The 24,330-nt window shown below is 23.3% G+C and carries 26 protein-coding genes; 7 read left to right on the top strand and 19 right to left on the bottom strand.

Annotated features, from left to right (window positions below; all coding sequences use genetic code 4):
- Position 1: 1 nt before the first annotated feature.
- The 6 genes from metG to AAHM95_RS02985 all read right to left on the bottom strand — a co-directional run bounded on the left by metG (position 2) and on the right by AAHM95_RS02985 (position 5,456).
- Positions 2–1,585, bottom strand: coding sequence for a methionine--tRNA ligase (gene metG / locus AAHM95_RS03010; RefSeq protein ID WP_342274064.1), 1,584 nt, complete (start codon positions 1,583–1,585; stop codon positions 2–4).
- Between the two features lie 100 nt (positions 1,586–1,685).
- Positions 1,686–1,853, bottom strand: a complete 168-nt coding sequence (locus AAHM95_RS03005) for a hypothetical protein (protein ID WP_342274063.1) — start codon at positions 1,851–1,853, stop codon at positions 1,686–1,688.
- On the bottom strand, positions 1,825–2,223 hold the full coding sequence (locus AAHM95_RS03000; protein WP_342274062.1) for a hypothetical protein: 399 nt from the start codon (positions 2,221–2,223) through the stop codon (positions 1,825–1,827). Before AAHM95_RS03000 ends, AAHM95_RS03005 begins: the two co-directional genes overlap by 29 nt.
- Positions 2,175–2,450 (bottom strand): hypothetical protein, encoded by a 276-nt coding sequence (locus tag AAHM95_RS02995; protein WP_342274061.1) that lies wholly within the window; start codon positions 2,448–2,450, stop codon positions 2,175–2,177. The genes AAHM95_RS03000 and AAHM95_RS02995 overlap by 49 nt, the downstream gene beginning before the upstream one ends.
- A gap of 139 nt (positions 2,451–2,589) precedes the next feature.
- Positions 2,590–3,891 (bottom strand): adenylosuccinate lyase, encoded by a 1,302-nt coding sequence (gene purB / locus AAHM95_RS02990; RefSeq protein WP_342274060.1) that lies wholly within the window; start codon positions 3,889–3,891, stop codon positions 2,590–2,592.
- 2 nt (positions 3,892–3,893) lie between these two features.
- Complete coding sequence (locus AAHM95_RS02985; protein WP_342274059.1) at positions 3,894–5,456, bottom strand: adenylosuccinate synthase; 1,563 nt, start codon at positions 5,454–5,456, stop codon at positions 3,894–3,896.
- 118 nt (positions 5,457–5,574) lie between these two features.
- On the opposite strand from AAHM95_RS02985, the gene AAHM95_RS02980 reads away from it, so the two are divergent.
- Positions 5,575–5,832, top strand: coding sequence for a hypothetical protein (locus tag AAHM95_RS02980; RefSeq protein ID WP_252320612.1), 258 nt, complete (start codon positions 5,575–5,577; stop codon positions 5,830–5,832).
- A 19-nt stretch (positions 5,833–5,851) separates the two neighbouring features.
- Here the strand turns inward: AAHM95_RS02980 and pth are convergent, their stop codons facing one another.
- The 3 genes from pth to rsmA all read right to left on the bottom strand — a co-directional run bounded on the left by pth (position 5,852) and on the right by rsmA (position 8,552).
- Positions 5,852–6,415 (bottom strand): aminoacyl-tRNA hydrolase, encoded by a 564-nt coding sequence (gene pth / locus AAHM95_RS02975; RefSeq protein WP_342274058.1) that lies wholly within the window; start codon positions 6,413–6,415, stop codon positions 5,852–5,854.
- 21 nt (positions 6,416–6,436) lie between these two features.
- Positions 6,437–7,444, bottom strand: a complete 1,008-nt coding sequence (locus AAHM95_RS02970) for a ribose-phosphate diphosphokinase (RefSeq protein ID WP_286641660.1) — start codon at positions 7,442–7,444, stop codon at positions 6,437–6,439.
- Positions 7,445–7,706: 262 nt separating this feature from the next.
- Entirely contained in the window at positions 7,707–8,552 is an 846-nt protein-coding gene (rsmA, locus tag AAHM95_RS02965; protein WP_338978412.1) for a 16S rRNA (adenine(1518)-N(6)/adenine(1519)-N(6))-dimethyltransferase RsmA, read from the bottom strand.
- Positions 8,553–8,730: 178 nt separating this feature from the next.
- Between rsmA and AAHM95_RS02960 the strand changes: the two genes are divergently transcribed.
- Together AAHM95_RS02960 and AAHM95_RS02955 are read left to right on the top strand one after the other, a co-directional pair.
- The gene (locus tag AAHM95_RS02960) at positions 8,731–9,870 is read left to right on the top strand and encodes a rod shape-determining protein (RefSeq protein ID WP_342274057.1); all 1,140 of its coding nucleotides are present in this window, start codon (positions 8,731–8,733) and stop codon (positions 9,868–9,870) included.
- A gap of 30 nt (positions 9,871–9,900) precedes the next feature.
- A complete protein-coding gene (locus AAHM95_RS02955) occupies positions 9,901–11,139 on the top strand; it encodes a rod shape-determining protein (protein ID WP_342274056.1) in 1,239 nt (412 codons plus the stop codon).
- Between the two features lie 332 nt (positions 11,140–11,471).
- Here the strand turns inward: AAHM95_RS02955 and AAHM95_RS02950 are convergent.
- A protein-coding gene (locus tag AAHM95_RS02950; protein WP_338975281.1) for an IS3 family transposase occupies positions 11,472–12,589 on the bottom strand; the annotation gives its coding sequence in 2 pieces (ribosomal slippage) (positions 11,472–12,319 and positions 12,319–12,589; 1,119 coding nt in all).
- A 648-nt stretch (positions 12,590–13,237) separates the two neighbouring features.
- On the opposite strand from AAHM95_RS02950, the gene AAHM95_RS02945 reads away from it, so the two are divergent.
- Positions 13,238–13,384, top strand: coding sequence for a hypothetical protein (locus AAHM95_RS02945; protein WP_342274055.1), 147 nt, complete (start codon positions 13,238–13,240; stop codon positions 13,382–13,384).
- Positions 13,385–13,423: 39 nt separating this feature from the next.
- Positions 13,424–14,541, top strand: a protein-coding gene (locus tag AAHM95_RS02940; RefSeq protein ID WP_342273898.1) for an IS3 family transposase whose coding sequence is annotated in 2 segments (ribosomal slippage) — positions 13,424–13,694 and positions 13,694–14,541 — 1,119 coding nt in all. Because the reading frame shifts where the segments join, the coding sequence is not laid out codon by codon here.
- Here the strand turns inward: AAHM95_RS02940 and AAHM95_RS02935 are convergent.
- The 9 genes from AAHM95_RS02935 to rpmH all read right to left on the bottom strand — a co-directional run bounded on the left by AAHM95_RS02935 (position 14,497) and on the right by rpmH (position 21,273).
- A complete protein-coding gene (locus AAHM95_RS02935) occupies positions 14,497–15,114 on the bottom strand; it encodes a hypothetical protein (RefSeq protein WP_342274054.1) in 618 nt (205 codons plus the stop codon). The two genes, AAHM95_RS02940 and AAHM95_RS02935, sit on opposite strands and share 45 nt — an antisense overlap.
- 68 nt (positions 15,115–15,182) lie before the next feature.
- Positions 15,183–15,932 (bottom strand): hypothetical protein, encoded by a 750-nt coding sequence (locus tag AAHM95_RS02930; RefSeq protein ID WP_342274053.1) that lies wholly within the window; start codon positions 15,930–15,932, stop codon positions 15,183–15,185.
- Positions 15,933–16,141: 209 nt separating this feature from the next.
- Positions 16,142–16,723, bottom strand: coding sequence for a DJ-1 family glyoxalase III (locus AAHM95_RS02925; RefSeq protein WP_342274052.1), 582 nt, complete (start codon positions 16,721–16,723; stop codon positions 16,142–16,144).
- On the bottom strand, positions 16,698–17,543 hold the full coding sequence (locus AAHM95_RS02920) for a TatD family hydrolase (protein WP_174481418.1): 846 nt from the start codon (positions 17,541–17,543) through the stop codon (positions 16,698–16,700). The genes AAHM95_RS02925 and AAHM95_RS02920 overlap by 26 nt, the downstream gene beginning before the upstream one ends.
- Before the next feature lie 17 nt (positions 17,544–17,560).
- Positions 17,561–18,916, bottom strand: coding sequence for a tRNA uridine-5-carboxymethylaminomethyl(34) synthesis GTPase MnmE (gene mnmE / locus AAHM95_RS02915; protein ID WP_342274051.1), 1,356 nt, complete (start codon positions 18,914–18,916; stop codon positions 17,561–17,563).
- A 50-nt stretch (positions 18,917–18,966) separates the two neighbouring features.
- On the bottom strand, positions 18,967–19,560 hold the full coding sequence (locus AAHM95_RS02910; protein WP_342274050.1) for a Jag family protein: 594 nt from the start codon (positions 19,558–19,560) through the stop codon (positions 18,967–18,969).
- A 15-nt stretch (positions 19,561–19,575) separates the two neighbouring features.
- Positions 19,576–20,766: a membrane protein insertase YidC gene (gene yidC / locus AAHM95_RS02905; RefSeq protein WP_342274049.1), complete on the bottom strand. Its 1,191-nt coding sequence runs from the start codon at positions 20,764–20,766 to the stop codon at positions 19,576–19,578.
- A gap of 13 nt (positions 20,767–20,779) precedes the next feature.
- Positions 20,780–21,109 (bottom strand): ribonuclease P protein component, encoded by a 330-nt coding sequence (rnpA, locus tag AAHM95_RS02900; RefSeq protein WP_174481422.1) that lies wholly within the window; start codon positions 21,107–21,109, stop codon positions 20,780–20,782.
- Positions 21,110–21,138: 29 nt separating this feature from the next.
- Positions 21,139–21,273, bottom strand: coding sequence for a 50S ribosomal protein L34 (rpmH, locus tag AAHM95_RS02895; RefSeq protein WP_174481423.1), 135 nt, complete (start codon positions 21,271–21,273; stop codon positions 21,139–21,141).
- A gap of 278 nt (positions 21,274–21,551) precedes the next feature.
- Between rpmH and dnaA the strand changes: the two genes are divergently transcribed.
- Together dnaA and dnaN are read left to right on the top strand one after the other, a co-directional pair.
- A complete protein-coding gene (gene dnaA, locus AAHM95_RS02890) occupies positions 21,552–22,931 on the top strand; it encodes a chromosomal replication initiator protein DnaA (protein ID WP_342274048.1) in 1,380 nt (459 codons plus the stop codon).
- Between the two features lie 180 nt (positions 22,932–23,111).
- Entirely contained in the window at positions 23,112–24,299 is a 1,188-nt protein-coding gene (gene dnaN, locus AAHM95_RS02885) for a DNA polymerase III subunit beta (RefSeq protein ID WP_342274047.1), read from the top strand.
- Positions 24,300–24,330 lie beyond the last annotated feature (31 nt).

Here is a 24,330-nt window from a genome sequence, read left to right as displayed (position 1 = left end):
TTTATTTAAATGCATTGTTTAAAAATGATAATTCATCTTCGATATTTAATCTTGGAAATAATAACTCTTTTTTATTAACAGATTTATTAAAAACTTCATTCAAGTTAATATTGACTATTGGTTTAGTAATTTTTAAGACACCCAATTGTTCATGAATTTTTAATGAACTATTAACCAAAATTGGACTTAATAAAGCACTACTAATAATTAAAATATTTGCTAATAAATTTAAAATATTATGTAATTCAATAGTTTTATTATTTTTATGTAAATCTCATGGTTTTGTTAAATCAATTAATTTATTACCACTAGTTATTAATTTAAAAACGACATTAATTGCTTCATGAATTTGATACTCATCCATTTCAATATTAAAATCATTAATAGTACTTTTAATAATTTTAATTATTTCTATTGCTTCTGGTTGTAACTTATTTAAATTAACTTTGGGAATTTTACCATCACAATATTTAATGATCATTGTAACTGTTCGCGAAAGCAAATTACCTAAATCATTAACAAGATAAGAGTTATAACAATTTAAAAATAATTCATGACTATATTTTGCATCATGACCAATAATAATTTCTTTCATTAAAAAAAACCGTAATCCATCTGCACCATAACGATTTACTAATACTAAAGGATCAATAACATTACCTTTTGATTTTGACATTTTTCCTTCTTCATTAGTAATTCAACCGTGAGCCAAAATTCGATTTGGTTGTCTCAAGTTTAATGCCATTAATAAAATTGGCCAATAAATCATATGAAAACGACTAATTTCTTTACCAACTAAATTCACAATTTCACAATTTGAATCTAGTCAAAATTTTTTAAAATTAATGTCATCATCTTGTAAATAACCTAATCCTATTAAATAATTACTTAATGCATCAATTCAAACATAAATAACATGTTTTGGATTTTCTAATACTGGTACCCCTCAAGTAAAACTCGTTCTAGTAACACTTAAATTTTCTAAGCCTGGCGTAATAAAATTATTAATCATTTCCGTTTTACGATTAAGTGGTCATAAAAATAATGGGTGTTCATCATAATATTTTAATAATTGTTTAGTATATTTTTCCAATTTTAAAAAATATGATGGTTCTGATAAAGTAGTAATATTACCTTGACATATTTTACATGTATTATTAGTTTTATTAATTTGGCTATCTGTCAAAAATTCTTCACAAGAAATACAATATGAGCCTTCATATTTTCCCAAATAAATATCATTTTGTTTTAATAATTTGCTGAATATTTTCTGAACACTTAAAATATGATTTTTATCAGTTGTTCTAATAAATTTATCATAATCAATATTTAAGTTTTTTCATAAATTCTTAAACCCAACAACAATATCATCAACAAATTTTTGTGGAGTTTGTTTATTTTCATCCGCCTTTTTAGCAATTTTTTGACCATGTTCATCACTTCCAGTTAAAAAGAATACTTCATAACCTTGCATTTTCTTATAGCGAGCTAAAACATCAGCAATAATTGTTGTATAAGCATGTCCTAAGTGTAACTTAGCACTAGGATAATAAATAGGGGTAGTAATATAAAATTTTTTTGTCATTATTTGCTCCTAAATTTAATAATTATAATTTTACATTAAAATAGTATTTTTTATTGTAATACTTATTTAAATTAATAATATTTTATTAATCTTTATTTTTTTATAAAATCGAACATTTTTGTTGATATTGATTTTTATTAAAACCATTATCAGAGTTAACAGCATCTATATCAACATTTAAGTAAAACTGATAATCACTATTTACGTGTGAAATAACACTACTTTTTTCATTATCATAATTATTTACTGGTAAATACTGATTTACCATTACTCATTAATGGTTGATTTTGTAATTTTCCTGAAATTGCAAAATCATATCAATGTCTCAAAAGATCATTTTTTTCTCATTGTCTTCTTTTTTCTTTTTCTATTTTTTCTAAAATATTATTAAGTTTTAAAATTTTTAATCCAACCTTTTTCAATTCTTCTTTTTGATTACTTATATTAACTTTTTCACATACTATTTTGTTAATTCGTTTTTTTTCAAAATTATAATAACCAAAAGTTAAAAACTTAACTAATTTATTCTTAAATTTAAAAATTTTACTTGTTTTTTGTTTTTCGAAAATTTCTAACTTTTTAATACTATTTATATTATAAGAAAGAAATATAGATTGTTTTTTAATATATGACTGCAATGTTTTTTCACATTTATATTTCTTATTACTAATATAATATAATATAATATTATTTTTATTTTATTAATTTTCTTTTTTAATAAATTAATATCTAATTCTCCATTATCTTTTAAGTATCGATCATCTAAAACATCATAAAAATGTTCTTCATTATCATCATAGCTTGTAATAAAATTAAAATGTTGATTTATAAAAGGAAAACTATTATCGATTTTGTATTTCTTCATAATTTTCACTCCTTAAACTTATATAATTTAGTGACTAATTACAATATTTTCTTAATCTTTTATATTTATTGATTATTAGATAAAATAAAAAAAAATAAAAATTAATAAATTAAATGCTAATTAAATTTAATATTAAACATTATTTATCTTTAAAAACTTTTTTAAAAATATAATCAACATTTATTAAAAAAATATTATTATTACAACATTCATTTAACTGTTCACTAGTTAAATATTGATTAATATTATTCTTTATTAATACATCTTTAAAATTAATCATTTTATTTTGTGCTTCTAAAGTGCATTTTTGAATAAAATCATAAGCAATTTCACGTGTTATTTTTGGATTATTTTTAATAATAGTCAATAAAATTACTTGTGAAAAATAAAGTTCATTAGCTTTAGCAATATTATTTGCCATGGCACTAGTATTAATTACTAAATTATCTAAAATATTTGTCATTCTATTAATAATAAAATCTAATATATGATAAATATCAGGTAACATAATGCGTTCATTAGAACTATGAGAGATATCACGTTCATACCATAATAAATTATTCTCATATACTATACTATTATAACTTCGAACTAATCTTGCTAAACCACAAATATTTTCAGAACCAATTGGATTTTTTTTATGTGGCATTGAACTTGAACCTTTTTGTGAAATAGAAAATCCCTCTAAAAGTTCATTAACTTCGCTACGTTGACTCAAACGAATTTCTAAAGCTATTTTTTCAATTGTTGTAGCAATTGAACTTAATTGTGTAATTAAAAAAATCAAACGATCACGTTGTACTACCTGCGTAGCACAACTGTCAACTTCCATTTTTCATTTTTTAGCAATAAATTCACTAACTTTTGGCGAAATATGAACAAAATTACCGATAGCACCCGTAATCTTAATAACTTCAACTTGTTTTCTTGCTAATTCCAACCTTACTAACTGTCTATTTATTTCATCGTATCATAAAGCAAATTTTAATCCTAATGAAGTTGGTTCACCAAAAATACCATGACTGCGACCAATTACTAATTGATTTTTATATTTAAACGCTAACTCTTTTAATTTCAATTGTAAAGTAATTAAAGCTTTTTCAATAATTTCATTTGAAAATTTTATTTGTAGATTTTGGACACTATCAACCATATCAGTTGAAGTTAAACCATAATGAATTCAACGACTTTCAGTTTTTAAGTTAGCACTCAACATTCTAGTAAAAGCAACTACATCATGCTTAGTTTCTAATTCTAATTTATTCATTAATTCAATATCTAATTTAGCATTTTTTTTAATTAATTGAAAATCTTTAAGAGGAATTATATTTAAATGTTGTAATGATTCACAAACATCAATTTGAAAATTCATTCATAAGTTTAAACGATTTTTCATATTTCAAATATTAGTCATTGCTTTTGTTTCGTAACGTTCAATCATTTTTACTCCTTAATAAATATAGTTTGTTTACGATCTGGACCAACAGAAAATATTCTAATTGGAACACCCACCAACTCACTAATTTTTTTTAAATAATTTTTAGCATTTTCTGGTAATTCATCATAACTAGTAATATTAGTAATATCTTCATTTCAGCCAGGCATAGTAATAAAATGTGGTTGACATTTATTAAAGTTATTAATTTGAGAAGGTATGTATCTAATTATTTCGCCATTTAAAGTATAATGCGTACAAATGCTTAATGTTTCAATACCAGTAAGCACGTCTAACAACATAATAGCTAAACTAGTAAATCCATTAATTTGTGCACTATACTTAGCAATAACTGCATCAAATCATCCAATTCTTCTTGGTCTTTTTGAAACTGTGCCATATTCATTACCAGTCATACGAATATAATCTGCTAATTTACCAAAAACTTCACTAGGAAATGCACCAGCACCAACTCTTGTACTGTATGCTTTAGTTACACCAATAATTTCGTTAATTGCTTTTAAAGAAATACCTGAACCAATAGCAATTGAACTAGCACTTGGATTAGAAGATGTTACAAAAGGATATGTACCATGATCTAAATCTAATAAAGTACCTTGTGCTCCTTCAAATAATATCTTTTTATTTCTAACTAATTGTTCATTTAAAAATTGACCAGTATCAATAATTAAATCTTTAAAGTATGGTAATAATTCTAATAAACGATTATATATTGTTTGCGCATTAAATTCTTTTTCATATCCATAAACATTTTTTAATATTTTATTTTTAATTAACAAATTATCAGTAATCAATTCTAATAGCCGATCCTTATCTAATAAATCACCCATTCGAATTCCAATCCGATTAACTTTATCAGCATAACAAGGTCCAATTCCTTTTTTAGTAGTGCCAATAGCTTTATCGCCCTTAATTTTTTCTTCATATTCATCAAATGCTAAATGATAAGGTAAAATAATATGAGCACGATCAGAAATCCGTAAATTTTGACAACTAAAACCGGCAGCTTTTAAATATTCAATTTCAGAAACTAATTTTTCTGGATTAACAACACAACCATTAGCAATAACACAATATGAATCTTTATTAAAGATACCAGAAGGAATAATACTTAATTTATATTTTTGATGATCAAAAACAATTGTATGTCCGGCATTATCACCACCACTTCAACGAACAATAACATCAGAATTTTGACTATAATAGTCAGTTATTTTACCTTTTCCTTCATCACCTCATTGACAACCAATAATAGCGGTAGTTTTAAATGGTTTTGGTTGATCAATTTTTGATATTAAAATATTTTTAGTATTAACAATTTTATTAGCAATTTTTTGATTTTCTTCTTTTATTATATGTTTTGATTTTTCAAAATCTACTTTCATCTTATTAATGGTTGGCTTAACAGTGTCAGTTTTTATTGATTGCGTTTTTACTTTAGTTGCTTTTTTTACATCTTTAACTTTTGGTTTAATAGTTTTATTAAGTTGTTCAACTTTAGTTTTTGCCTTTTCTATTGTTGGTTTGATTATATTTTTTTTTGCTTTCATATTGTCTCCTTTATACTCAAAAAAAGTATTTATAAATTTATAAATTAATTATATAATTATTTAATAATGATTATCAAAATATTGTTATTAAAATAAACTAGTAAAGGAAACTTAAAAAATGAAATGAAATTTTGATAATGACAGTTTTCAAAATGATAATAATGATGATTTTGACAAACTTTGTCCTATTTGTAAGCAAAAATTACTAGAAGCAAAACTTGAAAAAATAAATGAAATAAATCAATATCAGCAAACACAAAATGATATTTTATTAATTGAAGAAATAAAAAAAGAATTAGAAAAAATTAAAAAAGAAAAAGAAACACAACTTTATGTTTACTTATGTAGAAAACATAAAAATGAAAATATTCTTTAATATTTTTATAATATATTAATTATTTTTTATTATATTTATTCATAATATTTTCAAATTTACTATCAGTAATTCAACTACTAATGCTTTCTACAAAAAATTGTTTATGATCTTTTATATTCTTTAACTCATCATTACTAAACTTACTCAAAACTCAATCAGCCGTGTTAAAATTAGGATTTTTACCAACACCAATTCTTAATCTTTGAAAATCTTTACTACCAATTTGATTAAAAATACTTTTAATTCCATTATGACCAGCAGCACTAAATTTTTGTTTGTATTGAAATTGACCAAAATTTAAATCAACTTCATCGTGAATAATTAACACATTTTCAATTTTAATTTTAAAATAATTCATAAAATTTGAAACACAAAAACCTGATAAGTTCATAAAAGTTAATGGTTTTAAAAAAATAACATCAGTGCCATTAACAACAGTTTTAACATATTGACCATTAAATTTAGTTTGATTAATTTTTAATTGTAATGTTTCACAAATCATATCAATAATAATAAAACCAATATTATGACGTGTCAATTCATACTCTTTACATGGGTTTCCTAATCCAATAACTAATTTCATCTATTTTAAATTTCCTCTTTATTATTTTTTACTATTTTTATTATTAATTTTTTTTATTAATTCATTTGTTTTATCATCATAAACTTTTGTTAATGATTTATTATTAATTGAAGCATCAATCATTTTTGCAATAAAATCAGCAATTGAAATAATTTTTAAACCATTAAACTTTTTTTCCTCAGAAATTTCAATAGTATTAGTAATAACAACTTCCTTAATAATTCCATCAATAACAGCTTGTTTCAAATTTTTTGAAGCTTGACCACTAAAAATACCATGAGTAGCTAAAATATAAACTGATTTTGCACCATGTTCTTTAATAGCTTTTGCTGCATTAATAATAGTACCACCTGTATCAATCATATCATCAATAATAATAGCATTCTTTTCTTTAACATCTCCTAATACAAACTTAACTTGACTTTGATTAGGAGTTGTTCTTCTTTTATCAATAATTGCCAAAGGTACACTTAAATAATTACCCAATCTTCGAGCACGAGTAACACCACCATGATCTGGAGATACAACAACTAAATTAGTTAAATTTTCTTCAATTAAATAAGATGCTAAATCTTGAGTTGCTCGTAAATCATCAACAGGAACATCAAAAAATCCTTGTTCTTGTGGTGAATGTAAATCAACAGTAATAACACGATCAACACCCGCAACAGTTAATAAATTTGCAACAAGTTTACAAGTAATAGGTTGTCTACCACCTTGTTTTCGATCTTGACGAGCATAACCAAAATAAGGAATTACTACATGAATTTTAGCAGCAGATGCACGAACTAAAGCATCAACAAAAATTAATAATTCCATTAAATTATCATTAGTTGGCGGCGAAGTTGATTGGATAATATATACCACTTTCCCTCGTACTGATGTTATAGATTGAATGTTAAATTCACCATCAGCAAAACGACTAATTTCTGCTTTTCCAGGTTCAATATTAAGTTTTTTACAAACTTCTTGTGTAAATTTTTGACTAGCACTTAAACCAAAAACTACAATGTTTTCTACATTATTCATTAAATCCTCCTTTACATGTTTCTAAAAATTATAATTATAATTTCATTATACAATGTTTATTACAATTTAAGTATATTAAATTTAAAGACTATTAATTAAAAATAATTAATAAAAAGTTATATCTTTTGCAAGAAAAAATAAAATCATTATAATAGTTAACGGATAATAAATATTTAAAAATATGTTTATTAATAAACAAGGATTATTGCTGAGGTGTTTTATATACTTATTATCCACATTCTAATATCATTAATTTTAATAATTATTCTGAAAGGTATTTATTATTAATAATAGTAAATAACTGGTAAAACATTGAAAATGTTAATTCTTCAGATCTTATTGTTAATGATCAAGATAAGTCGTTAATTAAATTAACGGCTTTTTCTTTGCTATTTAAATAAATACCCAAATTGTTAACTAATGTTTTTCTCTTATTAACAAAACAACTTCTTACAAATTTTCAAAATAATTGTGGTTCATCAAGTTGAAATTTAGGATTTACTTTAAAATAAACAACACTACTTGTAACATTAGGTATCGGAGTAAAATTATTAGGACTAACATCAAAAATAATTTTAACATCACAATAAAATTGACACATAACAGAAAGATTATTATATACTTTAGTTTTAGGTTTAGCACAAAATCTTTGTGCAACTTCTTTTTGCATCATTAATGTAAATGAATCAAATAATTCAATATTTTCTAATAATTTTAAAACAATTTGTGAAGTAATATAATAAGGCAAATTTGCAATTACATGAATTTTTTGATTTATTGCAAATTCTTCATTAATGATTTTTTTTAAATCTAAATTTAAAAAATCATCATTTATAATTTTTAAATTTTTGTATTCATTTAATTCTTTTTCTAAAACAGGAATTAATTTTTTGTCAATTTCAATTGTCACAACTTTTTGCGCAGTGCTGAGTAATTTATTAGTTAAATGACCAATGCCGGCTCCAATTTCAACAATGCCATCTTCATCTTTAAAATTACTAGTTTTAACAATTTTATCAATTATATTATTATTAATTAAAAAGTTTTGTCCAAACTTTTTAACTGCATGTAAGTCGTATTTTTTCAATATTTTTTTTGGATTTTCCATTATTATTCTCCAATTCACATTTTTAGTTAATTATATACTAGTAATAATTAAACAAATAGTTAGCCAACTAATCATATATGCTAAATTTACTACTAGCAAATCTACATGTGGTAATATTAACATATATCAACTTAATAAATAAATATTAATTTGAGTGGGAAAAGGAGATGATTTTTATATGGCAACAAAAATAGAGGTTGCTAATGACGGACACAATAACCAAGACGTTAATATTGTTTCTCTAGATTTAGGAACAAGAAATTTAATTGTCAGAGTTAATGGAAGGGTTGTTTATAGTCAACCATCAGCAATTGTATTTGATACAGAAAACGGAGAAGTATTCATTGGTGAAGCCGCTTTATTAATGAAGGAAAAAACTCCAGCGAATAAAATTTTCAGAGAACCAATGGCTAATGGTGTTATTAGTGACAATAATGCTTTGATTGCTTTATTAACTGAAATTTTTACACAAATTATTGATGTGAAAGCTGAAAAAATTTGAGAAAATTCAGTAGCACTTGTAGCTATTCCATCTAAGGTTTATAAATTAGATAGAACTGTTTTACGTGAAATTCTACAAGGAAAAAAAATAGCTAAAATTCCAATTTATAGTGATAAATTTCCCAATAGATATAATGCAAGTAATGAAAGCGTAATGAAAGCTGAAAAAGTTGTTATTGTTCCTGAAGTAAAATTGGCAGCTATTGGTGCTGGGGAAGCACTTTGAGATGCTTCAGGAGTATTTATTCTTGATATTGGTGGTGGAACTTCTGACTGTGCCATTTTATCAAGTGGAGAAGTTATTGTTCAAGATTCAATTCCAATTGCTGGAAATGCTATTGAACGTAGTATTAAAGAACATTTTGAAAAAATGCACTATATATCTCTTAGCTCAATGGAGGCTGAAAAAACAAAAATTAGTGGTGGTATTTGAATAGATGGTGAAAAAGATAGTGAAAATAAAATTACTATCCATGGAAAAAGTACTAAAACTAAAAAACCTGAACAAATTACAGTTCCTAAGCAAGAAGTAGCTAGAGTAGTTACTGAAGCCTTTGAACCAATTATTGCACTATGTAGTGACATTATTGATAAAGCTGGACCTGCCTTTTCAGAAATGATTATGAAAGACGGTTTAACTATCACTGGTGGGGGTGCTTTGCTTGAAAATATTACAACTTATCTAAAAAAACGACTAAATTTAGAACATGTGGTATCTGCTAATAATCCAAGAGAATGTGTAATTAGAGGGACTCAAGCCTATGAAACTCATAAACAAGATGTATATGAAAAAGGATTCATTAGACCAAGTAATTAAAATTCCAGGTGTGTAGAAGGAGGAAAAAAAATGGGATTATTTGATAAAAAACCCAAAGAAAACTTAAATAAAAAAAGTAATATTAAGTCTATTAATGACTACCAATGATTAGCTTTAGATGTTGGAACAGAAAACTTTAAAGCAAGGTATGTTAACATTGGACTTACATATGATGCTCCAACTTATCTTGCTGAAGACTATGAAAAAAATGTTATTCTTTATGGTGAAGAAGCTAAAGCTTTAATTGATAAAACAAATGAAAATGTTGTTATTAAGCGTCCAGTTCGTGATGGTAATATTGCTGATCCAGATGCTTTACAACGTATGCTTGCTAAAATTTTTCAAGATTTTAGACTTGAAATTAAAGATTCAAAACAAGCTGATAAAAACCGTAATTTAATTGTTTTAATGGCAACACCAAGTGAAATTAATTCAGTACAAAGAGAAGCATTAGAAAATATAGTTCATCGTTTAGGAGCACTTCGTGGATTTGTTCAAGAAGAAGTTAAAATGGCAGCATTAGGTTCAGGCCAAGATATTTTTGGAACTGCAATTATGTGTGTTGATATTGGTGGGGGAAGTACTGATATTGCCGTACTTAGCAACGATTCAATCCTATATTCATATACAACACATTGTGCTGGAGACTATTTAACACAAAAAATTCAAGAATACATAGCTAAAAAGCATGCTTTAAAAATTGGTACTAAAGAAGCAGAAGATGTTAAAAAGAACATCGGTTCACTTATGAAATATCAAGATGAAAAACCATATACTATTTCAGGTGTTTCATTACCTAGATTAGACTCTCAGCCAGGAGAAACAATGTCAATTTCTAAAACTATTGAAATTACACCAGAAGAAATTCGTGAAAATGTAATGCAAGTTCAATTTAGAGAACATGTTATTCCATCAATTCGTAGAGTACTAAGAACTTCTGGGGAAAAAGCTGCTGGTAGTGTTAGTGACTTAAAGAAAAAAGGTAAGGGAATCACAATTTGTGGTGGTGGAGCTTACATTAAAAAAATTGATGAATTTATTAAAGAAGAATTGGCTAAGGAATATTTCATCGAAGTTAAAGCTGAAAAAGGTACAAAACCAATTCGTCAAAAATATGAGGGAGATATTTTTGAAGTACGTGTTGCTCAAAATCCTTTAGATAATGTTATTGATGGTTGTGTAAAATATCGTGATACAATTTACAAACAATTAATAGTTGAACAAAATCCTAACCGCGAAATTCTAACAAAAGATGAAGATTTAGGATAAAAAATAAGTTTAAATAAAATGCACTTTTAAAATTTATAGAAGTGCATTTTTTACTTATATAAATAATAAATTACTATTCAAAATGAAATGAAAAAATAATGGTAATGATTTAGTTATCAATTTCAAAAAAAGCAAACAAAAATATAAAATTTCTAGAAGGTACATTTTTTTCTTTCTATGATTATTAATTTAAATAAGGAATTGAAATTATTAATAATAATTTTTTTAAAAGGAGATTTTATGAAAAAATATCGTAAATTTTTTATAATTTTCATAGTTTTATTGGTTACTGGTTTACTTGCTTGAATTTGGAATGGCAACCCTTTTTAGGACTATTTTTTGGTAGACATTTGTTTTTGATAACTAATTGGAGTTAGGTAGTTTAGAGTACTGTGAATTCTTATGTTGTTATATCAATTGATGTAATCAAATAATTCTAATTTTAATTGGATTAATGATGTAAAATTTTTATCATTAATAAATTCAATTTTGAAAGTTTTAAAAGTTGCTTCAGCAACAGCATTGTCATAAGGACATCCTTTTTTGCTTAAAGATCGAGTTATGTTGAAAGCTAATAAAAGTTTATCAATAGTTTTATTATTGAATTCATTACCGCGATCAGTATGAAATATTTCAATATCTTTTAAACAGTGATTTGATTGCATAAATGCTTGATATACTAATGATGCATCTTTTTTAACTCCAACACTATGTCCAATAATTTCGCGGTTAAATAGGTCGATTAATAGGCAAATATAGTTTCATTTACCATTAACTTGAACATAAGTTAAATCACTAACAATAACTTCATTTTTAATTCTATTATTAAAGTTTCTATTAACAAGATTGGTTATTTGACTATCATTGACTTTATTATGATAATTTTTGAATGATAATTTAGTGTATTTTGATATTAAATTATGCTTATTCATAATTTCTTTAATTTTTCTGCGTGATAAATAAATTTCTTGGTTTGCTAGTATGACTTTTAATCTTCTAGTACCATAAACTTCTTTATTTTCTTTAAAAGCACTAATAACAGCTTGTTCATAAATATTATTTTGAATTTTATTTTTTTTCTTTAAATTAAAATAATATGTTGATTTAGAGAGTTTTAAAAAATGACACATTGTGCGAATTTTATATTTAGATTTATTATTTGCAATAATCTCTACTTTCTGCCTATTATTAGTGCTGCTTGCTTTAAAATATCAATTTCCATTCGTAACTGTTTTAATTCTTTATTTGCTTGAATTAATTGTTTTTCTAAATCTGAAAGATTATCTTTAGTTTTAAAACTACCTGAATTAGTAAATTGCTTAATTCAATTGTAAGTAGCTGCTCTTGTAACATTGTATTCTTTAACAAGGCAAGATACTGATTTGCCACTTTGATATAAAGCTACTATTTGTTTTTTAAATTCATCTGAATATGAGTTAATAGTGACCATAATTATAATTCCTTTCTTTTAACTAATTTGTTCACTTGTCTATGTAATTAGTGTCCAATAAAGTGTAACCCATCCAACCCATCCAGTATATTTAACTAGAAGTTTAGGGTATGGATTGAAATTTGCAATAGATTATTAATTAAATATTTAAAATAAAGTTATAATATAAAATTATTAAAGCAGATTGTAATTCAAAGTTTTACACTTCAAATTACAATCTGCTTTTAGTTAGAAAAAAGTTTTTATATTATTTATTTTTTATAAGCAGTGGCTAATATTTTTATAGTATTCTTTTAAAGATTTTTTTTAAAAAAATAATAATATTAACTTGTTAAATTATTAATCTAGCTGAAAAAGTAGTAGTTTATAATATTATTATCAATTGGTAGTATTTTAAGTTTGTGTTTTTTATTTATAGTAATAATAATAAACTAATATATATGTTTTAAAGACAATTACATTATAAAAATATACAATTTGATTTTTATGTTTTAATAAATTATTTACTTTAATTTTCTTTTGAATCTGATTTTTAAACAAAATATTTATTTTTTGCATTAGATTATCTTTCTCCCATAAGTAGTATAATAATATTATAACATTTTATATTAAAATTTTATATAAAGTAAAAAAAGGAGTAGTCAAAAAATGATAAATAATAATAATTTTATTAAAATAGGTTTAATAATTGGAATGATTATGTCAATAATATTACTTATTAGTTGTATTATTTATGGAATATTTACATTTTTTAATTATGGATGGGTTACACTTTATTGGACACTAATTACATAGACAAGTGAACAAATTAGTTAAAAGAAAGTAATTATAATTATGGTCACTATTAACTCATATTCAGATGAATTTAAAAAACAAATAGTAGCTTTATATCAAAGTGGCAAATCAGTATCTTGCCTTGTTAAAGAATACAATGTTACAAGAGCAGCTACTTACAATTGAATTAAGCAATTTACTAATTCAGGTAGTTTTAAAACTAAAGATAATCTTTCAGATTTAGAAAAACAATTAATTCAAGCAAATAAAGAATTAAAACAGTTACGAATGGAAATTGATATTTTAAAGCAAGCAGCACTAATAATAGGCAGAAAATAGAGATTATTGCAAATAATAAATCTAAATATAAAATGCGCACAATGTGTCATTTTTTAAAACTCTCTAAATCAACATATTATTTTAATTTAAAGAAAAAAAATAAAATTCAAAATAATATTTATGAACAAGCTGTTATTAGTGCTTTTAAAGAAAATAAAGAAGTTTATGGTACTAGAAGATTAAAAGTCATACTAGCAAACCAAGAAATTTATTTATCACGCAGAAAAATTAAAGAAATTATGAATAAGCATAATTTAATATCAAAATACACTAAATTATCATTCAAAAATTATCATAATAAAGTCAATGATAGTCAAATAACCAATCTTGTTAATAGAAACTTTAATAATAGAATTAAAAATGAAGTTATTGTTAGTGATTTAACTTATGTTCAAGTTAATGGTAAATGAAACTATATTTGCCTATTAATCGACCTATTTAACCGCGAAATTATTGGACATAGTGTTGGAGTTAAAAAAGATGCATCATTAGTATATCAAGCATTTATGCAATCAAATCACTGTTTAAAAGATATTGAAATATTTCATACTGATCGCGGTAATGAATTCAATAATAAAACTATTGATAAACTTTTATTAGCTTTCAACATAACTCGATCTTTAAGCAAAAAAGGATGTCCTTATGACAATGCTGTTGCTGAAGCAACTTTTAAAACTTTCAAAATTGAATTTATTAATGATAAAAATTTTACATCATTAATCCAATTAAAATTAGAATTATTTGATTACATCAATTGATATAACAACATAAGAATTCACAGTACTCTAAACTACCTAACTCCAATTAGTTATCAAAAACAAATGTCTACCAAAAAATAGTCCTAAAAAGGGTTGCCATTCCAATACATTAGAAAATGACATATCGAATGTTAATTTTGCAGGAAATAAAAATTGAATGTGTCAATCAAGATTATCAAAAAATAATGCAGTAGTTATACCTCTAACAACTTCAGCAGTTGCTAAAAAATCTTGATACGATTCTTTAAATGAAAAATTCATTCTATTATATGTTACTTCTTCATCTGTAATTTTTCCCTCATTAATTTTATTAATTTCTTTTCCCATTATTTTTAAAGGAACAGAAAATACATCATAATGTTCTGAACCTCAGTCTATTTTATCTGAACCATTATTTAAGAATCATTCTAATATTCTAATAGATTTTGGTTTTTGAAAAGATTTTAAACCTGTAGAAACTACAAAATCTCAACTTTCATAAGCTGGATTTGATACTGATGAAGTTTTATAACTATGAACAATATCTTTTTTATTTTCACTAAATTCATAAGTTATTTCTTTAACTTCTTTTGGACTATTATTTATATTTAAAAAACTATTTGCATTTGTAAATGTTAAACCAATCGTTCCTAATAATGTTACTAAAGCTTTCATATATATTTTCCTTTCATAAATTAAAATATTACATTTTTATTTTTATAAATATTCCATAATTTATTTTATTAAACTTCTGGAACCCAATTAACTTTTAAATCATTATTTTCACCAATAAAATGGTTTTTTCCCTCATCTGTTAATGTTAATTTAACATGTGTATCATGTTCTTTTAAATCTTCTGTAATTAAAGGATCACCATCTACTTTTACAATATTAATCATATTAATATCTAATTTAGAAAAACCATTTTGTTTTTTTAATTCTTTTACTAAAATAGTTTTAAATTCAGCAATATCTGCTTTACAATTTACAGTTGGAGTTGTTAAAAATTTTAAGTTTTGTTTAACAAATAAATTTAATGAAACATCGTATTCTACTGTTTGATCTACTAGTTCAACTTTATTTGTTTCTTCTTTTACTCCTTTATATAAATTTAATTTAATTTTAATTGTAATAAAATTTTCTGAACCAATAATTAAACCTTGTTGATCTTCTGCAGAATATATTGCTACTAATTCATTTTCTTTAACTTCAATATTTTTATCTTTGGAAATTTTTTGAACTGGAACTGTATTATTAATTGGTACTATAATTGTTGCTAAATCTACTGTTAATTTTGATCAAACAAAATCATATGTATTATTTTCTTCGTTATATTTAATACCAAAACCTTCTAAATTACTAAAGTCATCAACATTATAACTAGAAGCAAATGATTTACTTAAAATACTTTCTGATGTTTTACAAGCAACTATTGCTGTTGTACTTACTGTTGTAAATTCAATCGTTCCTAAAATATTTAATCATTTTTTCATTTTTATAAAAACCCCCTTTTTATACACTTATTATATTATTATTTTAAAAAAAAATTAAAAAAATACATTTTTAAATGTCAACAATATTTTTTATTGATTAAATTAAAATGTATTTTTTATATTTAAAATTATTATTTTAACTGTATAAAAAGTATAGGTCATTAACTATTTTAAAAGTAATAACTTTAACTTTATATAAAAAATACAAATTAAAAAACTAATTGTTTTTTAATTTGTTCAGAAATTTCTTTACTTTCTAAAACTTCAATTAACTTTAAACCAAATTCAAATGCAGCACCAATTGATTTTCCAGTTATAATATTATTATCAACTACTACTTTTTCATCTAAAATAATACTTTTATTTAAACCAATATTAGTGCCTGGATAATGCGTAATTTTTTTGTTATCTATTAAATTTAATTGACCTAAAATTTGGGATGCTGCACAAATAGCAGCAATAAACTTATTACTATCTTTAGCAAAAATAACTAATATTGATTTTAATAATTCATTTTTGCTTAAGTTTTCTACTCCAACTTTACCACCCGGTAAAATTAGCATCTTATAACTTAACAAATCAATATCACTGATTTTCTTTTCACATAAAATAAAAACATTATGACTTGATTTGATTTTTAAGTCATTTTCAATACTTACTAAATCAATAACAATATTAGCCCTTCTTAATAGATCAATAGTAATTATTACTTCACCCATTTCATAGCCTGTTGCTAAAAAAATAGCTACTTTAAACTTCTCATTATTACTCATTATTTCTTTTCAATTCATTATTTAATTTAAAAACATTAATAGCATTTTCCCTAGTTGCATTAATAATACTTTGTTTTGGGATCTTCTTTAATTCAGCTATTTTATTAACTGTAAATATTATATTTTCTGGATGATTAATTGTTAATCCATTTTTGGGATTTTTGCCTCTTTTTGGTTCAGGAGTTAAATATGGCGCATCTGTTTCAACTAATATTTTATTAATTGGTATATTTTTTGCCACCTCTTGTAACTTCAAAGCATTTTTATATGTCACATTACCTGCAAAAGAAATATAAAAACCTTGTTTTATAAATTTTTCAGCTATTACTTTTGTTCCTGTAAAACAATGAAGAACACCATTAGTAATATTTTCTTTTTTAATAATTTCAAAAGCATCTTCAAAAGCATTACGAATATGTAATAATACAGGTAATTTATGTTCTTTAGCTAATTTTAATTGTTCAATAAATCATTTTTTTTGCAATTGTGGTTCTGTAAATTTATGATAATAATCTAATCCAATTTCACCAATAGCAACTACTTTACCGGTTGCTATTAATTTTTTCAATTCTGAAATAGTATTACTATCGCAAGTATTTACTTCTGTTGGATGAATACCTACAGCTGCATAAAGATTAGGAATTTTTTCTTCACTCTCAAATTCATAAATTTGACTAACAGCTTGCTTACTAGTATTTAAGTCAAAACCAACATTACAAATACTACCAATGCTATCACCTGCTGAATAAGCATCAGTTAATAATTTTAATATTTCTGTTTCATCATAATGTTTTGACATTAAATGACAATGAGTATCAAAAATTCCATTATTAGCCATATATTTTACCTTCCCTTTTATTTTCCTAAACAAAATCTTTTAAAAATTTCATCTAATAAATCAGTTTCAAATTTTTTACCTTGCATTTCTAAAATCTTATTTCATGCAATTTGTAAGTGAACAATAATTAAGTCTATCGAAATATTCTTTTTTAAATCTTTTAATGCTTCTGAAATACTAAGTTCAATTTCATCCAAATATGCTAATTGTCTTGTATTAGCAAAAAGTAATTCTTTATCAAAATTAATTTCAGTAGTTATAATTTTATTTTTTATTCCTAAAATTAGATTTTCAATTTCGCCCATTATTGCACTAACTTTTACCACATTAAAATTATTTTTAATGTCTAATTTTAATTTTAACCTTAAATCCGTTTTATTAATAGCAATAAGGTAATTTTTATGTTTTATTTTTTCTAATAATTGTTTATCCTCAACACTTAAATCTTTTGAACCATCAAGTACTAATATTATTAAATCTGCTTCATTTAAAGCCTTATGTGATTTATCAATACCTGCTTTTTCGATATCATTTAAAGTATGACGTATACCTGCTGTATCAATTAAATTTAAACTAATATCACCCAAATTAATTTTGCCTTCTACCAGATCTCTTGTTGTTCCTTCTTCATTAGAAACAATAGCTTTATCTTCATTTAAAAGCACATTTAATAGGGAAGATTTTCCAACATTAGGTTTTCCAATAATAACTGTATTAATTCCTTCTTTTATAGTTTTAGTAATTTTACTATGTTCTTTAATAACTTTTATTTTATTTAAAAATTTTTCAACTAATGGAATAACATTATTAATTGTTTTTTCCTCAACTCCATCGTATTCAGGATAATCAATATTAACTGTTATATTAGCAATTAAAGTTAGTAATTCTGAAGATAATTCATCAATTAGTACTCTTGTTTTACCACTTAAACTATTAATAGCGGTTTTTAAAATAGTATTATTTTCAGCCATAATTAAATCATTAATAGCTTCTGCTTCAATTAAATCAATTTTATCATTTAAATAAGCTCTTCTCGTAAATTCTCCTCTTGTTGCCATTCTCATACCTGTAGATAGTAATAATTGCAAAATTTTTTGTGTTATTAACACTCCGCCATGACAATTAATTTCAATTGTATCTTCACCTGTAAAAGATTTGGGAGCGCGATAACATGCCAAAACAACTTGATCAATTTTATTCTTATTATGATCAATAATATATCCTGTTATTAAAGTGTGACCTTTCTGATTTAAAATATCTTTATCAAAAACCTTATTTAATAACTCATAAGTATCTTTTCCTGAAATTCTAATAATACTGATTGCTTGATTTAAAGGTGCGGTTGCAATTGCAGTAATAGTATCATTTAACATTTTTTCCTCTTTTCATTTAAACAATCTAAGATTTAAAATCTTAGATTACTCTAATTTTCCAATCTAATTACTACATGTCGGTTATAACCTATACCTTCAGAAAAACTTGATATTCCTTCAATATTTTTAACTATTTCATGTATAATTTTTCTTTGGTTATTAGGCATTGATTCAAAATGAAACATTTCTTTACTTATTCTTATTTTTTTTATAATTTCATATATTCTAATTTTAAAATTTTGTTTTTGAATATTTAAATAATTATTAACATTTATTACTATTTGATAGTTTCTTTTAAATTTTATTTCTAAATAAGTAATAAGTAAATTTTGTAAAGCACTAATTGTATAACCTTTTTTGCCAATTAAAATTGAATTTTTATACTTACAATTAATATTAATATAAAATTTATTACCATTTAATATTATTTCTTCTTGATAATTTTTTATATTAAAAAGTTCCAATAAATCATGTCATTTATCATTCAAATAATTTTTAACATCATTTTCATTAAAAATAAAAATTTTAGTAATAGTTTTAAATAAACGTTTTTCTATACCTAATTTTATATAAAATGTTTTGGGGGGCAAATTTTTGATAGTTTTTTCTAAATCAATATTTTTTTTAAATGATTTAATTTCCATCTTTTTTTCTCCACATTATAATAAATTACTTATTTTTTTAGGTTGAACAACTATTTCAGATTTTGTAAATATCTTTTTAATCTTACTTGAAAATGGTGTACTAATTGTACCATTTTTTTTATAACGACTACGTTTATGTTTATTATAGTAATGAAAACCAAGAGTTTGAAATATTTGTAATATTCCAGAAATAATTCAATAAATGCCTAATCCTGAAGGAGCAACACATACATAAAATAAAAACATAAAAATCATAACGCTTTGAATAATAACTTGTTTTTTTAATGCAGCTTTTGCTTCTTTAGTTTTAATCTTCTGTCGTGAACGATTTAAAAACATCGGTAATAACATAGAAACTAATTGTGTTGGTATATATATAACAATAATTATTAAATACATAAATTGGCCATGAGTAACCATAGTTCATGGTTGTTCAACTAAACTAATAGCACCAACAACAGTATTTTTTAATAAATTAGTTGATTTCATAACAGTAAACATAGCTGTTAAGAAAGGAAGTGATAAAAACATTGGAATAAAAGCAGCCATTGGATTTATTCCTTCTTTTTTATAAATAGCCATTAATTCCATTTGTTGTTTTTGTTTTGCACTTGGATCACGTGAATGTTTATATTTGGCTTGAATTTCGGAAGTTTTCATTTGCACTGATTGCATTTTTTCTTGATTTTGTTGGGCTTTAAAAGTAAATACTAATGTAATAAGTTTAATAATTAACGTTGTAAAAATAATAGCAAAAATAACACTTACTGATCAGTATTTTGAATTTACATCAACTCCACCACTTAATCCAGCAGAAATACTAACTAAGATTCAAGCGATTGGATAAACAAACATTCCAAAGAACGGTGATTTAGTTTGCGTTCAAGCTTCACTTCATGTTCTAATCCCTGTAAATCCATATTCATAAATATTATTACCATTAAAATGAAAAATGTGATTTTTTGCTACATCACTGTTACCAATAAGTAATTCAAAAAAAACAGCCGCTACATTATATCTTTGAAAATCATAAGCTGAAATAACATCACTAGTTGCAACATTAGGATCACCCATAGTCTGACCACAACCTCAAAGTGTTGACATCAATAAAAAAGTTCCTAAAATAATTTTAGTTCATTTTCATGTTATTTTTAATCAAACGTTTTTTTTCTGTTGTTCAGGAAATAAAAACTTTTTATATTGCATTAAATTTACTCTCCTATAATGGGATTTTCATTAAAAGATGTAATAAAGAACTAAGATTTTCTTCATATGTATTAGATAAATAATTTTTTCTAATCATAATTACTATATCTACTGGTCAATCTTTTTTAATATCTACTAACATTCCTCGTACTTGACGTTTAATCTTATTACGTGCAAAAGCAAAACGAACTAGTTTTTTTCCTACTGATACGCCTACTCGTATAGTTTCAAAATCTACTCTATTCATATAATAGATAAAAAATTGACCATTTGAAATACTTTTTCCTTCATTAATTAAATATTTAAAATGATGATTTTTCAAAAGGCGGTATTTTTTTTCCATATTTTGTTCACCTTATTTTATTTTTTAAACTATGCTGTTAATTTTTTACGTCCTCTTTGACGTCTTCTTTTAATAACATTAATCCCTGTTGCAGATTTCATTCTTGCAAAAAAACCATGAGTTTTTTGATGTTTTCTCTTACTTGGTTGATATGTCGGTTTCATTTTTTTCTCCTTTTTTTAAAAATTCTAATAAAAAATCATTAAGAGTATTCTAACATAATATTTATATCTTAACAAATTATTCTGTTTATTTTTAATTTTATTTTTAATAAAAACAATATTAGTTTAACAAAAAAATAAATCATTTATAATATTAAATAATAAATATTATTTTTTTTTATTTTTTTAAAAGTATAATACAGATTATAATTATAAAAAAGTTATCAACATTAATCCACAATTCATCCACAATAATTATATTAATTAAAGAGGTTTTTAAAATGAATAACACTGATAATAAGCGAGAAAACTTTCAAAACATTTGAAATAAAGTTAGAAATTTTCTTCAATATGATGAAATGATTGATCCAAGTGTTTTTAATAACTATATTAAAAACACTTATATTTATGATATTTTTGAAAATAAATGTTTAATTATTGTTGATTCACTATTCGCAAAAGAAATTTTAACTAAAAATATAACATTTAAAGTTAAAGAAATTTTAGAAAGAATTATTCAACAAAATCTTCAAATTGAATTTTTAGAACTTAATGAAGCAAAGAAGCAAAAAATATATGTAGAAAAAGATTTTGTTGAATTTAATAAATTGCAACAAATTAAAAAACAATTTCAATTTAATAACTTTGTTAAAGGAGAATCAAATAACGATGCTTATCAAGCAGCATTTTCAATTACCATAGAACTTGGTAGGTATTGAAATCCCTTATTTATCTATGGTAATTCTGGATTAGGAAAAACACATTTACTTCATGCTATTGAAAATGAAATATTAACAAAATATAATAATCAAAAAAAAGTACTTTACTTATCTTCTGAAGAATTTGGCCGTATGGTACCAGAAATTATTAAACAAAATATTAATGATATTGAAAAATTTAAAGATTCATTTAATCAATACGATGTTCTTCTCGTTGATGATATTCAATTTTTAGCTAATCGTAGTAAAACAAATGAAATATTTTTTCATATATTTAATAGCTTTGTTAACAAACAAAAACAAATTGTTATTACATCAGATAAACATCCTGATGATTTATATGGTTTTGAAGAAAGAAATGTTTCAAGATTTCAAAGTGGTTTAAGTGTTGGTATTGATTCACCAGATTTTGAAACTTCATTAATCATTTTAAAAGAAAAAATTAAGTCTTTAAATTATAATCCAAGCATTTTTACTGAAGAATCTTTAAGTTTTATTGCTTTAAATTTTAATAGTGATGTTAGAAAATTAGAAGGAGCATTAAATAGATTAATTTTTTACAGCATTTTATATATAAAGCCTAATCATTTAATAGTGCTTGAAGACGTTATGAAAGCTTTTAAAACATCAAATACTTCATTAAAAGAAAAACTAACTATTAAAAAAATTAAAACAATCGTATCTGAATATTATAATATTCCAATCAAATTATTGATTAGTACTTCTAGAGTTAAAACAATAACAATAGCACGCCATGTAGCAATGTATTTAATAAAAACACTTTTAAACGAATCATATACAAAAATTGGTTCTGAATTTGGAGGTAAAGATCATACAACAGTAATGAATGCTTATAACAAAATTAAAAAAAATATTGAAACTAATTATGAATTTAAAAAAAATATTGAAAGATTATCACGTGAATGTTTAAAACACAATTAATCCACTATTTTAATCATAAATTATTAACATATAAAATTCTTATTTTTTCTTTATTTTATAAGTTAAAATTAGTTATCCACATTAATCCACATCATAATATTATTAATAATTAAATAAATAATAATAATTAATATATATAATATATAATTAATTATTAATGTTTAAAAATGGGAGATATTTATGAAAATTGAAATCAAAAGTTCTATATTATTCAAAATAATAAAAAAAATAATAAAAATAACAATTTCTAATAATACTTATGAAAAATTATCTTGTTTTTTATTAGAAGTTGAAAAAGAAAAAATAATTTTAACTGCATCTAATGGTAATTTATCATTAAAATATGAACTAAATAATAATGAAAAATATTTAAAAATATTAAACATCGGTTCAGTATTAATTAATACTAAAATTATCTATGATATTTTTAGTAAACTAGAAGATGAATGAATTTTATTTGAACTTAAAATTAATAATTTAATCATTAGTAATTTTAAAAATGATAATAATGATTTTATCTTTAAATTAAGTACAATGACAATTGAAAAATTTCCAAAAATCAACTTTAACAAAAATATTAAAAATAAAGTATCTTTTAATAAAAATTTGTTACAAAATATAAATGAACAAATTGCTTTTGCAACAAATACAAACAATAATAAACCAGCATTAAGTGGAATTAATTTTAAATTTAATGATCAAAAGTTATTTGTTACAGCAACTGATGGATATTGTTTAGCAAAAAAGTGATTTTCTTTTGAAGAAAAATTAGAATTTAATAATAAAGAGTTTAATATTCCAGTTCATTTATTAAACGAAATTGATAAAATTACTAGTGATTTAAATTCAAATATAAATTTTTATTTTGAAAATGATTATAATTTAATTATTGAAATTGAAAATTTTTTATTTCAAACACGAATGATTGAGGGTACTTATCCAAATACGGATGATATTATTAAAAATATTATAGAAAAAGAAAAAAATATTATTGAAATTAATAACGTTAGAGAATTTTTAAAAATTATTGAATTATCAATAATTTTAGCAAAAAAAGATACTTCACCTATGATTCAATTTTGAATCAATGTAGAAAAAAATGATTTTAAAATTAATTGTTTATCTAATAATGATAGTATAGGTGAAGTAATTGAACAATTTAAAAAATTTCATATTGTAAAATCTAAAAGTTTAAAAGAAGAAATAAAAGTAGTTTTTAATTCAAAATTAATTATTAATGCTTTAAAATCTTTTAATAAATGTAAAAAAGTAAATTTGAAAATTTCTTGACCAAAAAATTATACAATTATTGATAGTGAAGAAGAAACTGGGTTATTACAACTAGTTTTACCAATTGGAGAAAAATAATATGATATAACTAAATAAAATAGTTATTTTT

It is taken from the genome of Spiroplasma endosymbiont of Phycita roborella (assembly GCF_964031195.1).
GTDB lineage: Bacteria > Bacillota_I > Bacilli_A > Mycoplasmatales > VBWQ01 > Spiroplasma_E > Spiroplasma_E ixodetis_A.
The sequence above is the reverse complement of the archived record's forward strand: the minus strand, read 5'-3'. Positions and strand labels throughout refer to the sequence as shown.